This is a genomic window from Zobellella iuensis (genome assembly GCF_016746085.1).
Classification (GTDB): domain Bacteria; phylum Pseudomonadota; class Gammaproteobacteria; order Enterobacterales; family Aeromonadaceae; genus Oceanimonas; species Oceanimonas iuensis.
This window is the reverse complement of record NZ_JAERTZ010000025.1, coordinates 330,007-343,885: the sequence shown is the minus strand read 5'-3', so window position 1 is coordinate 343,885 and position 13,879 is coordinate 330,007. Positions and strand designations below refer to the sequence as shown.

General features: G+C 63.3%; 12 protein-coding genes. 5 read left to right on the top strand and 7 right to left on the bottom strand.

Features of this window, described 5'->3' with window-relative positions; all coding sequences use genetic code 11:
* The 4 genes from JKV55_RS12410 (at position 1) to gcvP (ending at position 6,160) form a co-directional block, all read left to right on the top strand.
* The gene (locus tag JKV55_RS12410; RefSeq protein WP_202085849.1) at positions 1 to 1,212 is read left to right on the top strand and encodes an FAD-dependent monooxygenase; all 1,212 of its coding nucleotides are present in this window, start codon (positions 1 to 3) and stop codon (positions 1,210 to 1,212) included.
* A gap of 320 nt (positions 1,213 to 1,532) precedes the next feature.
* The gene (gene gcvT, locus JKV55_RS12405) at positions 1,533 to 2,636 is read left to right on the top strand and encodes a glycine cleavage system aminomethyltransferase GcvT (RefSeq protein WP_202085847.1); all 1,104 of its coding nucleotides are present in this window, start codon (positions 1,533 to 1,535) and stop codon (positions 2,634 to 2,636) included.
* 19 nt (positions 2,637 to 2,655) lie between these two features.
* Positions 2,656 to 3,045, top strand: a complete 390-nt coding sequence (gene gcvH, locus JKV55_RS12400; RefSeq protein ID WP_094037887.1) for a glycine cleavage system protein GcvH — start codon at positions 2,656 to 2,658, stop codon at positions 3,043 to 3,045.
* A 232-nt stretch (positions 3,046 to 3,277) separates the two neighbouring features.
* Positions 3,278 to 6,160 carry an aminomethyl-transferring glycine dehydrogenase gene (gene gcvP, locus JKV55_RS12395; RefSeq protein WP_202085846.1) on the top strand — a complete coding sequence of 961 codons (2,883 nt, stop codon included), beginning with the start codon at positions 3,278 to 3,280 and terminating at the stop codon, positions 6,158 to 6,160.
* Between the two features lie 119 nt (positions 6,161 to 6,279).
* On the opposite strand, the gene JKV55_RS12390 is transcribed toward gcvP, so the two are convergent.
* The 3 genes from JKV55_RS12390 to JKV55_RS12380 are packed head-to-tail and all read right to left on the bottom strand — an operon-like array spanning position 6,280 to position 9,394.
* Entirely contained in the window at positions 6,280 to 7,794 is a 1,515-nt protein-coding gene (locus JKV55_RS12390; protein ID WP_202085844.1) for a tripartite tricarboxylate transporter permease, read from the bottom strand.
* A gap of 54 nt (positions 7,795 to 7,848) precedes the next feature.
* Positions 7,849 to 8,337, bottom strand: a complete 489-nt coding sequence (locus JKV55_RS12385) for a tripartite tricarboxylate transporter TctB family protein (RefSeq protein ID WP_202085842.1) — start codon at positions 8,335 to 8,337, stop codon at positions 7,849 to 7,851.
* A gap of 52 nt (positions 8,338 to 8,389) precedes the next feature.
* Positions 8,390 to 9,394 (bottom strand): tripartite tricarboxylate transporter substrate binding protein, encoded by a 1,005-nt coding sequence (locus JKV55_RS12380; protein WP_202085840.1) that lies wholly within the window; start codon positions 9,392 to 9,394, stop codon positions 8,390 to 8,392.
* A 223-nt stretch (positions 9,395 to 9,617) separates the two neighbouring features.
* Between JKV55_RS12380 and JKV55_RS12375 the strand changes: the two genes are divergently transcribed.
* Complete coding sequence (locus JKV55_RS12375; protein WP_202085839.1) at positions 9,618 to 9,824, top strand: dodecin; 207 nt, start codon at positions 9,618 to 9,620, stop codon at positions 9,822 to 9,824.
* Here the strand turns inward: JKV55_RS12375 and JKV55_RS12370 are convergent, their stop codons facing one another.
* The 4 genes from JKV55_RS12370 to JKV55_RS12355 form a co-directional block, all read right to left on the bottom strand.
* The gene (locus JKV55_RS12370) at positions 9,825 to 10,529 is read right to left on the bottom strand and encodes a response regulator (RefSeq protein WP_202085837.1); all 705 of its coding nucleotides are present in this window, start codon (positions 10,527 to 10,529) and stop codon (positions 9,825 to 9,827) included.
* Positions 10,526 to 12,160, bottom strand: coding sequence for an ATP-binding protein (locus tag JKV55_RS12365; protein ID WP_202085835.1), 1,635 nt, complete (start codon positions 12,158 to 12,160; stop codon positions 10,526 to 10,528). Before JKV55_RS12365 ends, JKV55_RS12370 begins: the two co-directional genes overlap by 4 nt.
* A gap of 132 nt (positions 12,161 to 12,292) precedes the next feature.
* A complete protein-coding gene (locus JKV55_RS12360) occupies positions 12,293 to 13,135 on the bottom strand; it encodes a DnaA ATPase domain-containing protein (protein ID WP_202085833.1) in 843 nt (280 codons plus the stop codon).
* Positions 13,119 to 13,799 (bottom strand): DnaT-like ssDNA-binding domain-containing protein, encoded by a 681-nt coding sequence (locus tag JKV55_RS12355; RefSeq protein ID WP_202085831.1) that lies wholly within the window; start codon positions 13,797 to 13,799, stop codon positions 13,119 to 13,121. The genes JKV55_RS12360 and JKV55_RS12355 overlap by 17 nt, the downstream gene beginning before the upstream one ends.
* Between the last annotated feature and the right edge of the window lie 80 nt (positions 13,800 to 13,879).

The following is a 13,879-nucleotide window of genomic DNA, read 5'->3' as shown; positions in this document are numbered from 1 at the left end:
ATGCAAGCGGCAGACATTATCGTGATCGGTGGCGGCATGGTCGGGCTGACCCTGGCCCTGGCCCTGGAACACGGCGGGTTCAAGGTGGCGGTGATCGAAGGGCAGGAGGACAAGGGTGAACTGCCCGCCATTCCCGACAACAGGGTCAGCGCCATCAATCTGGCCTCGCAGACCCTGCTCGAACGGCTGCAGGCCTGGCCGGCCCGGAGCGGGCGCCTGGGGCCCTATGTCGAGATGGAAGTGTGGGAAGCGGACAGCACCGCCCGCATCGGTTTTTCCGGCGCCCTGCTGAACCAGCCCCACTTGGGCCATATCGTGGAAAACCGGCTGTTGCAGCAGTCCCTGCTGGCCCGGGCCCGGCAATGCCCCCATATCAGCCTGCACCTGCCGGCCCGGGCCCGCTCGGTTTCGGTGAGCGAGCAGGGGGCCTTCGTGCTGCTCGACGATGGCACCCCGATCACCGGCCGGCTGCTGGTGGGGGCCGACGGCGCCCGCTCCTGGCTGCGGGCGCAGTTGCAGCCGGGCATGACCGAGTGGGATTACGATCACAGCGCCCTGGTGGCGACCGTGGCCACGGCCGAGCCCCATGGCCAGACCGCCCGGCAGATTTTCCGCGGCAACGACATCCTGGCCTTCCTGCCCCTGGCCGATCCGCACCAGTGCTCCATCGTCTGGTCCTCTGCCCCGGAGCGGGCCGAAGCCCTGGCGGCCCTGCCCGAGGACGAGTTCAACAAGCAGTTGTCCTCGGCCTTCGATCTGCGCCTGGGGTTGTGCGAGGTGCTGGGGCCGCGCATGGCGATCCCCCTGCGGGCCCGCTTCAGCCAGCAGTTCTGTGGTCCGCGCTGGGCCCTGATCGGCGATGCCGCCCACACCATACATCCGCTGGCGGGGCAGGGGGTCAACCTGGGGCTGCAGGACGCCGCCGCCCTGGCCGACACCCTGGCCCGGCTGCACGACCAGGGGCGGGACATCGGCCAGTTGCAGGGGCTGAGGGCCTTCGAGCGCTGGCGCAAGGCGGAAGCGGCCACCCTGCTGGCGGCGATGGAAGGCCTCAAGCGGCTGTTCGGCACCGCCCATCCGCTGGTGAAGGGGATGCGTGGCCTGGGGCTGGGGCTGACCGACAGGCTGATCCCTCTAAAACGCAAGCTGGCGGCTCATGCGCTGGGTGTCGGCGGCCTGCAGCCGGCGCTGTCCAGCCTTGAGAAAAACTAATCCGACAGGTTTTCATGATTAGTTTTTCTATGGCTGTTTTTCTGCGCCCTTTGGCCAAACTATTTGCGCTTATGCTTATCAATAGGGATTAACATAATTTAAATATTGATATTTTGTTAATTTTTGAAGTTTTGAGCTGATTCAAACGCTTTCTTTCGTTAAAACGGCTAGTGCTTGTCAGCTCACATTTTATCCTCAAAAATTAAACGATAAGTTTTTTTTGAGTGTGGTGCGGTTTTATCCCGGGCCGGCTTGAGTATAATCGGGGGGCAATACCGGATTATCGCTCACAGGCCAGGCCTCAAACAAAAGGAAGCGCCATGACTCAGCAAACAGTTCTGCACCCCCAGCACCTGGAAGCCGGTGCCAAGATGGTGGATTTTCACGGTTGGGACATGCCCATCAACTATGGCTCCCAGCTGGAAGAACACCATGTGGTGCGCCAGGACGCCGGCATGTTCGACGTTTCCCACATGACCATAGTGGACGTCAAGGGCAGCCAGGCCAAGGCCTTCCTGCAGAAGCTGCTGGCCAACGACGTGGGCCGCCTGACCCAGCCCGGCAAGGCCGTGTACAGCGGCATGCTCAACGAACAGGGCGGCGTCATCGATGATCTGATCACCTATTATTTCGCCGCCGACAACTATCGCATGATAGTCAACTCCGCCACCCGCGAGAAAGACCTGGCCTGGATGGCCAAACAGGCGGCCGGTTTCGACGTGACCCTCACCGAGCGGCCCGAACTGGCGATGATCGCGGTGCAGGGACCCAAGGCCAAGGCCAAGGCCGCCACCGTGTTCAGCGCCGGGCAGAATGCCGCCGTGGACGGCATGAAGCCCTTCTTCGGGGTGCAGGCCGGCTCCCTCTTTATCGCCACCACCGGTTACACCGGGGAAGACGGCTATGAAATCGTGGTCCCCGCCGACGAGGCCGGCGCCCTGTGGAACGCGCTCAAGGACGCCGGCGTGCGCCCCTGCGGCCTGGGTGCCCGGGATACCCTGCGCCTGGAAGCGGGCATGAACCTCTACGGCCAGGACATGGATGAAACCATTTCCCCCCTGGCCGCCAATATGGCCTGGACCCTCGCCTGGGAACCCGCCGAGCGCGATTTTATCGGCCGCCAGGCGCTGGAGGCCCAGCGCGCGGCCGGCGACCAGCCCAAGCTGGTGGGCCTGGTGATGAAGGAAAAAGGCGTGCTGCGCGCCGGTACCCCGGTGCGCTTTGTCGATGAGCAAGGTAATGAACAACAAGGCATTATCACTTCCGGCACCTTCTCGCCTACACTGGGTTTCAGCATTGCCCTGGCGCGGGTTCCGCGCTCCATAGGCGCCAATGCCGAAGTGGAACTGCGTAAAAAATGGATGCCGGTGTCCGTGGTGAAGCCGACTTTCGTACGTTTCGGCCAAGCGGTTGCCGAGTTTTAAGAATCAAGAGGAACAACTGATGAGCAATATCCCCAGTGAATTGAAGTATGCCCGCTCTCACGAATGGGTACGGCTGGAAGGAAACGGTGAAGCCGTGGTCGGTATTACCGAGCATGCGCAGGATCTGTTGGGTGATATGGTGTTTGTTGAGCTGCCCGAGGTGGGCCGCACCGTGGACGTGGGCGAAGACTGCGCCGTGGCCGAGTCGGTCAAGGCCGCGTCAGACATCTATGCCCCGGTCAGCGGTGAAATCATCGCCGTGAACGAGGATCTGGAAGACAGCCCCGAGCTGGTCAACTCCGACCCCTACGGCGATGGCTGGTTGTTCCGTATCAAGCTGGCCGACGAGTCCGATCTGGACGAGCTGCTGGATGCCGAAGGCTACGAGAACAGCATCGAGGAAGAGTGATCCCAAGCCCCCTTTTTGGGGGCTTATTGTATCGACAAAGTCTGAACTTTCGCTGCAGGTCGGCCAAAGGGCCAGCTCCGCCGACACGCTGTGAATACCTCCCTGTACGCTCGCACCTGCCATCCCTGGCAGGTGACGGTCGGCGGAGCCGTTCCCTTTGTCCTCCTCTGAACTGCCGCATTGCCGGTCCGGCAGCCCCTCTGCTGCCGGCCTATTAAGGAAGTGAAAGAAAATGACCCAGTCTTTGTTAGAACTTGAGCAGAAAAACGCATTCATCGGCCGCCATATCGGGCCTTCCGAGCAGGAAGTGGCCGAGATGCTGGCGGTGGTGGGCGCCGAGTCCCTGGACGATCTCATCCGCCAGACCGTACCCGCCAGCATACTGAACGACCAGCCGCTGGGCATCGGTGCAAGCCGGACCGAGGTGGAGGCCCTGGCCTACCTGAAGTCACTGGCCCAGCAGAACAAGGTATATAAGAGCTATATCGGCATGGGCTACCACGATACCCATGTGCCCCTGGTGATCCAGCGCAACGTGCTGGAAAACCCGGGCTGGTATACCGCCTATACCCCCTACCAGCCGGAGATCGCCCAGGGCCGGCTGGAGGCGCTGCTCAACTTCCAGCAAATGACCCAGGATCTCACCGGCCTGCCCCTGGCCAGCGCCTCGCTGCTGGACGAGGCCACCGCCGCCGCCGAGGCCATGGCCCTGGCCAAGCGGGTGAGCAAGAACAAGAAGGCCAACACCTTCTTTATCGCCGATGACGTCCATCCCCAGACCATAGACGTGGTGCGCGAGCGGGCCGAGCATTACGGCTTCGACATTGTCGTGGCCCCCGCCGAGGCGGTGGTGGAGCACGAGCTGTTCGGCGCCCTGTTCCAGTACCCGTCCACCACCGGCCAGATCCGCGATATCCAGGCGCTGATCGCCAAGGTGCAAAGCCAGAAGGGCATCGCCTGCGTCGCCGCCGACATCCTGTCGCTGGTGCTGCTCAAGGCGCCGGGCCAGCTGGGTGCCGACGTGGTGCTGGGCAACGCCCAGCGCTTCGGCGTGCCCATGGGCTACGGCGGCCCCCACGCCGCCTTCTTCGCCACCCGCGACGAGCACAAGCGCTCCCTGCCGGGCCGTATCATCGGCGTGTCCAGGGATAGCCGCGGCAAGCCGGCCCTGCGCATGGCGATGCAGACCCGCGAGCAGCACATCCGCCGGGAAAAGGCCAACTCCAACATCTGTACCGCCCAGGTGCTGCTGGCCAACATGTCCAGCTTCTTCGCCGTCTACCACGGCCCGGAGGGCCTCAAGCGCATCGCCGAGCGGACCCACCGCCTGACCGACATCCTGGCCCTGGGCCTCAAGTCCAAGGGCGTGCAATTGAAGCATGACAGCTGGTTCGACACCCTGACCATAGTCACCGCTGACAAGGACGCCATCGTCGCCCGCGCCCTGGCCGCCGGCGTCAACCTGCGCACCGATCTGGACGGCGCCCTGGGCGTGTCCCTGTCCGAAACCACCACCCGCGCCGATGTGGCCCAGCTGTTCGACCTCTTCCTGGGGGCAGGCCACGGCCTGGAGGTGGAGGCGCTGGACGCCGTCGCCGCCAAGGGTACCGGCTCCATTCCCGCCGCCCTGCTGCGCGACGAGCCCATCCTCAGCCACGAGGTGTTCAACCAGTACCACTCCGAAAGCGAGATGCTGCGCTACATCCACAAGCTGGAAATGAAGGATCTGGCGCTCAACTACGGCATGATCTCGCTCGGTTCCTGCACCATGAAGCTCAACGCCACCGCCGAAATGGTGCCGGTGAGCTGGCCCGAGTTCGCCCAGATCCACCCCTTCGCGCCCCTGGATCAGACCCAAGGCTACCAGCAGATGATCGGCGAGCTGGAAGACTGGCTGGTGAAGGTCACCGGTTACGACGCCATCTGCATCCAGCCCAACTCCGGCGCCCAGGGCGAATACGCCGGCCTGCTGGCCATCAAGAAGTATCACGAGTCCCGCAATGAGGGGCACCGCGACATCTGCCTGATCCCGAGCTCGGCCCACGGCACCAACCCGGCGTCGGCCCAGATGGTCAACATGAAGGTCATAGTGGTGGCCTGCGACAAGAAGGGCAACGTGGACATGGCCGACCTCAAGGCCAAGGCCGCCGAGGCGGGCGAGAACCTGGCCTGCATCATGGCCACCTATCCCTCCACCCACGGGGTGTACGAGGAAAGCATCCGCGAGATCTGTGACATCATCCACAGCTACGGCGGCCAGGTGTACATGGACGGCGCCAACATGAACGCCCAGGTGGGCATCACCTCGCCCGGCTTTATCGGCTCCGACGTGTCGCACCTCAACCTGCACAAGACCTTCGCCATTCCCCACGGCGGCGGCGGCCCCGGCATGGGCCCCATCGGCGTCAAGGCGCACCTGGCGCCCTTCGTGGCCGGCCATGCCGTGGTCAAGACCGGCAAGGACAGCCGCGACAACGGCGCCGTGTCTGCGGCGCCCTTCGGCTCCGCCAGCATACTGCCGATCAGCTGGATGTACGTCGCCATGCTGGGCGACGAAGGCCTCAAGCGCTCCACCCAGGTGGCCATCCTCAACGCCAACTACCTGATGAAGAGCCTGGCCGAGGACTTCCCCATCCTCTACAGCGGCCGCAACGACCGGGTGGCCCACGAGTGCATCGTGGATCTGCGCCCGCTGAAGGAAGAGTGCGGCATCAGCGAGATGGACGTGGCCAAGCGCCTGATGGACTACGGCTTCCATGCGCCGACCATGAGCTTCCCGGTGGCCGGCACCCTGATGATCGAGCCGACCGAGTCCGAGTCCAAGGTGGAAATCGATCGCTTTATCCATGCCATGAAGCAGATCCGCGAGGAGATGCGCCAGGTGCAGAGCGGCCAGTGGACCCTGGAGGACAACCCCCTGGTCAATGCCCCGCACACCCAGGACGACGTGATGGATGCCGAGTGGAACCGTGCTTACAGCCGCGAGCAGGCGGTATTCCCCTCGGTCGAGGTGCGCCGCTCCAAGTTCTGGCCGACCGTCAACCGCATCGACGACGTCTACGGCGACCGCAACCTGTTCTGCAGCTGCCTGCCCACCGAGGCCTACGGCGAGTAAGAGTACCAGGTTCTGGATAACGACAAGGGCGCCCGCGAGGCGCCCTTGTTGATCGACACAACATAGTCACAACAAAAAAGCGCCGGTTGGCGCTTTTTTGATTAAGGGCTGTGGTCCGTTCAGGCCAGGGTGGTCTTGCCCGAAGCCATCAGCCGGCGCACGACCTTTTTCAACAGCGGAGCGAACAGGGAGAGGGACGCCAGGATCAGCAGCCACATGGAAATGGGCTTGTCGACGAAGGTCATCCAGTCGCCACCGGAGATCTGCAGGGCGCGACGCATCGACTCTTCCATGATGGCGCCCAGGATCAGCGCCAGGATCAGCGGTGCGGTGGGGAAACCGAACAGCTTCATCGCCAGGCCGATCAGGCCGAAGGCGAGCAGCAGTAGCAGGTCGAACACGTTGAAGCTGAGGCCGTAGACGCCGATCATGCAGAAAATCAGGATCATCGCCAGCAGCAGGGGCTTGGGCATGTCCAGGATACGGGCGATATAGGGGATCAGCGGCAGGTTCAGCACCAGCAGGAAGATGTTGCCCACGTACATACTGGCTATCACACCCCAGAATACGTCCGGACGCTGTTCCAGCATCATGGGGCCCGGAGTGACACCCATCACCAGCAGGGCGCCGAGCAGCACGGCAGTGGAGCCGGAGCCGGGTACGCCCAGGGTCAGCAGGGGCACGAAGGAGCCGCCGCAGGCGGCGTTGTTGGCGGCTTCGGGGCCGGCCACGCCTTTGATGTTGCCCTTGCCGAAGGTGCTGCCGTCCTTGGCCAGGCGTTTTTCCAGGCTGTAGCCGAGGAAGGAGGCCACGGTGGCGCCGGCGCCGGGCAGCACCCCGATAAAGAAGCCGAGCACCGAGCTGCGGCTGACGGGGCCGGCAATTTCCTTCACTTCAGTCTTGCTGAGCTTGAGCGAGCCGATGTTATTGCGCGGCTGCTCCTTGCCGCCACCGCCCTTGAGCAGCATGTAGAAGACTTCCGCCAGGGCGAAGACGCCCAGTGCCACCACCAGGAAGTCGATACCGTCGAGCAGCTCCAGGCTGCCGAAGGTGTAGCGTTCGGTACCGCTTTGCAGGTCGATGCCGACGATGGAGATCATCATGCCCACCACGGCGGCGATCAGGCCCTTGACCAGGGACTTGTCCGACAGGCTGACCACCGCGGTCAGGCCCAGCAGCATGAGGGCGAAGTATTCGGCGGGGCCGAAGCTGACCGCCACCTTGGACAGCAGCGGGGCTATCAGCATCAGGCCGATCACCGACACGGTACCGCCGATAAAGGAAGCATAGGCGGCGATGGCCAGGGCCTTGCCGGCCATGCCCTTCTTGGCCATGGGGTAGCCGTCGAAGGAGGTGGCCACGGTGCCGGCCACGCCGGGTGCGTTCAGCAGAATGGAGGAGGTGGAGCCACCGAAGATGGCGCCATAATAGACCCCGGACATCAGGATCAGGCCCGAGGCGGGATCCATGCTGAAGGTAATGGGGATCATCAGTGCCAGGGCACTGATGGGGCCTAACCCGGGTAACATGCCGATAATGGTGCCGGCAAAGACGCCGACAAACACGTACATGATATTCATCGGGTCCAGGGCGATGCCGAAGCCGTACACCAGACTGTTGAATGCATCCATCATAATGGTAAACCTTTGATTTTTCCTGATTAAAGGTACGTCAACGCGACGGCACGCTTAGAAGGGCAATATCCCCGTGGGGAGATAGACATCCATCACGTAGCTCATCATGAAATACAGCGCCAGTACGACACCGCTCGATGCCAGCACATTGGCCTTGTGATTGCGATAGCCGTAGTAGCAGGCCAATCCGCAGCAGAGCAGGATGGAAGTCACGACAAAGCCTATCGGCTGCAGGGCGAAGGCGTAGGCGACAATGGCGGCGGAGGTGACCACCACCCGCATCCGGGGGCTGGTCCAGAAACCGCCGCTTTCCTCTATGATGTCGTCCTGCGCTTCGTCGTCCTGCACCTTATGCTTGGGCTTTTCAAAGAACAGCAGTATGGCCAGCAGCAGCAGGGCGCTGCCCAGTGCCTTGGGGAAGGCGTCCGAGTCGACGGGGCGGGGCAGCGAGAACTCGGGGATCTGGAACGCCATCCACAGATAGCCCAGGGCGAGCAGGGCCAGGATGATGCCCATTTTCTGGTTGATGTTGATTCTGTTCATAACAATACCTGTACATGACGCGGTGACGGGGAAACCCCGTCACCGCTATCCGTTAGCGCCGCAGCAGGCCCAGATCGCCCAGTATGGTACTAAACTGGTCGAGCTGGCCATCCAGGAAGACACCGAATTCCTCGCCGGTCTGGAAGGCATCGATCCAACCCAACTGCTCGCTGGCCTGCTTCCAGGCATCGGTTTTCACCATGCGGGCGAACAGGTCTTCGTAGTAGGCCCGGGCTTCGGGTGACATGTTCTTCGGCCCCATGACGCCACGCCAGATATCGAAGGTGTAGTCGAGGCCCTGCTCCTTGAAGGTGGGTACGCCGGCCAGGGCGCCGCCCAGGCGCTCGGGGGAAGACACCGCCAGGGCGCGCAGGTTGCCGCCTTCCAGCTGGCCCGCGGCCTCGCCGGCGCCGGTGATCACCGCTTCTACATGGTTGCCCATCAGGCTGATCATGGCTTCACCGCCGCCGGAGAAGGCGATGTAGTTGACACCGCGGGCCTCCAGACCGGCCTCGGCGGCGGCACCGGCGATGGCGATATGATCCATGGATCCGGCCGCCGAGCCGCCGCCCACGCTCAGGCTGGGGTTGGCCTTCATCGCCTCGAACAGATCGTTGATGGTCTCATAGGGGGAGTCATCGCGTACCAGCACGATGGAGTAATCGGTGTTCAGGCGGGCGACCGGGGTAAAGTCCTTGTGGCTGAAGCGCGAGGTGCCGGCCAGGGGCACCAGGATAATGGGCGGGCTGGTGGCGAACAGCTTGTGATCGTTCTTGGCGTCGCGCGCTATCTGGGCCCAGGCCACGGCACCGCCGCCGCCGGGGATGTTGATGGCGGCAAAGTTTTGCGGTGCCAGCTTTTCGCTTTGGATCACCAGGCCGGAAGTCCGTACCAGCGTATCCCAGCCGCCACCCGGGTTGGCCGGCGCGATGAATTCCACGGGGCGAGTCGGTTGCCAGCCCTGGGCCTGAGCGGCGGGCATCTGGGCACCGAGGGCCAGCAGCGGCAGCGCGGCCAGGCCTAAACGTTTGAAGGGTTTGCGTAGGGCGTTGAACATGCAGTTCTCCTTGGTTCGTCCTTGTTAACATCTGGTGTAAAAATAGATGCGTTAGTGTTAAGCAACAAGCTTTGGGGCATAAGTTGAAAAAACAGCATTAAGGCGATTTTGTTTATTTTGTTCACGGCGGGCCGAGAAGTGACGGCAGGGGCGGGGGCTGCTATTGCTTAAGGGTGTCGAAAGCGGCCGCCGGTGCGGCCATAGCCCTGAACATGGAGTGCTTATGTCCGATCATGTGTACAAGCTGATAGAAGTGGCCGGCTCTTCCACCACCGGTTACGACGATGCCATCAGGAAAGCGGTGGCCAAGGCGGCCGAGAGCCTGGATCATCTGGACTGGTTCGAGGTAAAGGAAATGCGCGGCCATATCACCGACGGCCGGATAGCGCATTTCCAGGTGGTGCTTAAAATCGGTTTCCGGCTGGATTGATCAGGGGTTGAGCCGGTAGCGCCGCTCCGGCCGGCCGACTTCGCCATAGGCCTGCTCGGCGCAGGCCTTGCCCTGGGCCACCAGGTATTCCAGGTAACGGCGGGCGGTGGAGCGGCTGGCGCCGATGGCCTTGGCCAGGTCCACCGCGGTTTGCGGCTCCCGGGCCTGGGCCATGGTGCCGAGCACCGTATCCAGGGTCAGCCGGTCTATGCCCTTAGGCAGGCTGCCACTGGCGGCGGGAGGTGGTTCCGCCACCGCCGGATGGCGGTTGAGCGCCCGATCCAGCTCTTCCTGGCTCATTTCCTGTTTCTGCTCGAGCAGCGCCCGCTCCTTGAGGAAGCGGTCCAGCATATGGGCCATGCGCTCGCTCTGGGTGGGTTTTATCAGGTAGTCGAACACGCCGCCGCGCAGGGCTTCCTGGATAGTGTCCACCTCCTTGGCGGCGGTGACCATGACGATGTCGATATGCCGGTAGTGCCTGCGGATCTCCCACAGCAGCTCCAGCCCGGTGGCGTCGGGAATATAGGCGTCCAGCAGCACCAGGTTGATCTGCCCGGCATGCTCCGCCAGAAAGGCCAGGGCCTCGGCCCGGGTTTTGGCTTCATGCAGTACCTTGAAGCCGGCGGTTTGCTCTACAAATTGGCGGTTGATTTCGGCGATGCGAAAGTCATCCTCGATAATCAGTACGCCGTGGGTCTTGTTCATCCCGCTTTTTCCTCTTGCCTTGCCACCCGATTCTTGGCCAGGGTGACGATAAAACAGGCCCCGCCCAGGTCGCCGTCCTCCAGGCTGACGTCCCCATCGTGTTCCAGGCAGAGCCGGCGCACCAGCGCCAGTCCTATCCCCCTGTGCTTGCCCTGCTTGGTGGTGAAGCCATCCTGAAAAATCTGGGCCAACAGGCCGGGATCCACTCCCGGGCCGTTGTCTTCCACCTCGAACAGCAGCTGCGCACCGAGATCGGTGAAGAACAACCGCACCCGGGGGACGGAATCCGTTCCCTGCAGGGCGGCGTCCACCGCGTTGTTGAGCAGGTTGCCGAGCACCGACAACAGCACCTCCTGACCGCTTGGGCTGAGTGGAGTATGCAGGGCGCTGTGTTCGACGATGTCGAGCTGCACGCCTTTTTCCGCCGCGTCCGCCAGCTTGCCGAGCAGGATGCCGCCCACCAGGGGATCGGCCACCTGCTCCAGCACCGTCGCCAACTGAGCCTGTTCGCGGGCGGTTTCCTGGTTGATCAGGGCCAGCGCCTGCTGGGGCTTGTCGAGCTGCAGCAGGCCGGAAATGGTATACAGCTTGTTGGAGAATTCGTGGGCCTGGACCCGCAGGGCATCCATGTCCCTGTTCACCGCGTTCAGCGCCAGGGACAGATCCCGGATTTCCTGGCGGCTGCGGAAGGTGGCCACGGCGCCTTCCACCCGGCCTTCGTGGATGATGGGCACCCGGTTGACCACCACCGGATGCTCGCCTATCCACATCTCCTGATCGAACTGGCGCTCGCCGCTGGACAGCACTTCCCGCAGCCGGGAATTGGGCACCAGCTCCTGCACCGGCAGCCCCAGGGCGTCGCCGTCCGGCGGCAGGTCGAGAAAGCGCCGGGCCGCCTGGTTGAGCAGGGTGATGCGTCCTTCCCGGTTGATGGCCACTATGCCCTCGTGGATGGACTGCAGTATGGCATCCTTTTCCATCACCAGGCGGGCGATCTCATGGGGTTCCAGCCCCAGGATCACCCGTTTCAGGTGCTGGGCCAGCCAGGCGGCGCCCGCCAGCCCCAGCAGTACCATGAGTCCGACCAGTATCCAGCCCAGGGCCAGGTAGTTGTCGATATCGTAGTCGACCTTCTCCAGCATAAACCCCACCGAGACGAGGCCGACGATGTCGCCGGCGGCGTTGAAGATGGGGGCCTTGCCGCGAATGGCTTCGCCCAGCGACCCTTCCGCCTCCGAAATGTAGGCTTCACCGCCGAGCAGCGCCCGCTCGTTGTCGCCGCCGACCATGGGCAGCCCCAGTCGCTCCGGCAGCGGGTGGGAGTAGCGGATGCCGGCGCTGTTGCCCACCACCACGTAGCGGGCGCCGGTTTCGATACGGATCTGCTCGGCCAGGGGCTGGATGATGGCGGCCGGCTCGGGTGTGTCGAAGGCCTCGACGATGGCGGGGATCTGGGCCACGGTCTGGGCCACGTTCATGGCGCGCAGGCCTATCTGTTCGGTGATGATCTGGCCCTGGCGGTGGTGCAGGTAGGTGCCCTGCACCAGCAGGGTGGCGGCCACCAGGGTGCCGACCAGCAGCAGTACCTGGGTGCGAAAGCGGAGCGGTGGGTAAGAGCGGTTAATGTTCACGAATACCTGAAATCCGACCGAAAAAAAGGGGCCTGTCCCAGTTTACCCGCATCCGGTGGCGAACCAAGCCCTGGGCCGCAATTATGTGGCCTGCGTCCGGTGGACATCGTCGGCGCCGGCCTGGCTCCGGCGTCAACTGCGGTAATCACCGATATCGGGCCGGCGGCTGGGACCGAGCAGGGCCAGGTCGACCGGATGGAAGGCCTTGATGGCCTCGAAGCAGAAATCGCCCACCGCCCGGTGCAGGGCCTGGGGATCGTGATTGGTGATGATGATCACGCTCTTGGACAGGTTGCGCCGGCGGCGCAGCAAATGGCCGAGAAAGCTGGACTGGCTTTCCGCCAGGCGGCTGCGGTTGGCGGCGACCTCGTCCAGCACCAGCAGGTCCACTTCTTCCAGGGCCCGGCGATACTGGTTGCGGCTTTCCTGATCTTCGATCACGCCGAAAAACAGCCGATCCACCACCGAGGCCCACTGCTGGAAGATCACCGACTTCTGGTGCTGGCGGATCAGCTCATGGGCGATGGCGCCGGCCAGGGTGGACTTGCCGGTGCCGAAGTCACCGTAGATCAGGATGGCGGCCCCGCCTTTTTGCTCCCAGTGGTCGAAGGCATTGATAAAATGATGGGCGGTATCGATATGATGACCGAGCACAGGATCGTTGCTGTCCATATTGGCGAAGGTCCAGTCCGGATTGAGATCCGCCTGGGCCAGCAGGCGCTCGGTGCGCTTCTGGCGGGCCTCCTGCTGGGCCAGACGCACCTCGGCGTTGGCCTGCTGCTCGTACTGTCGCTTGAGGCTGGCATAGTCGTACTGGGGCAGGTTGCCACTGGCACGCAGTCGTTTGATGCGGCTCAGCAGCCCCTGCACCTGGCCGGTGCCCGCGTCGGCGGACAGGTTCTTGTCCGGTCGCTGGCGTCGCCGCCGGGCAATGTCGGCCAGGTCGGCGGCAATCTCTTCAGGTGTCTTTTTCATTGCGATCTCCCTGGACATGGGGGCCGAGGCGGCGGGCTTCTTCCATCATTTCACGGGCGCGCTTGCTGGGGCCGGTGTCGACTTTGGCCGGGGCCTGCTGGTAGCCGTTGCTGTCCTGCGGTGCCGGTGTGCGCCTGACGCTGCGCTGGTTCTTGAGCTTGCGCACGAACTTCAGCATCCATTGATGCTGGTTTTCAAATACTTCGGGGCGGCCCAGCCAGTAGGCGATAAACTCGCCCAGCTCGGTCTCATCGAAATGGCTGTCCAGCAGGCCGCACAGCCTGGCCAGGCCGTCAAACTGGTCGTCCGGGCGCCACTCGGGGTGCATGGCAAACTGGCGGGAGGGCAAGGGTGCCAGCCCCTGCAGCCGCTTCAGCGGCAGTAAAAACACGGCGCCATGGTAGTGTTGCGGATTGGGCTTTGCCAGCGGGCCCAGCAGGCCGGCCTCCAGCAGTTCGTCCACCAGCGCGGTCAGCTCCACCGGGGTGACCCGATAACGATATTCGCCCTCACCCTGTACCGCCAATGCCTTGCCCAGGCTCGGATAGTCGAGGGCCTGGGTATGATCGCCCCGGGCACTGTGCCGGAGGTAAAACTGGTATAAGCTGCGGGCCGGATGGGACAGTCGGGGAGAGGTCAGCGCCTGATATTCTGCCGGAGTCATAATGCCACTGTTGCTGCATGGGGCAGCCATTATCCAACAAAGTGCCGACAGAATACAGCCGGCAGGGTGATGTCGCTGTC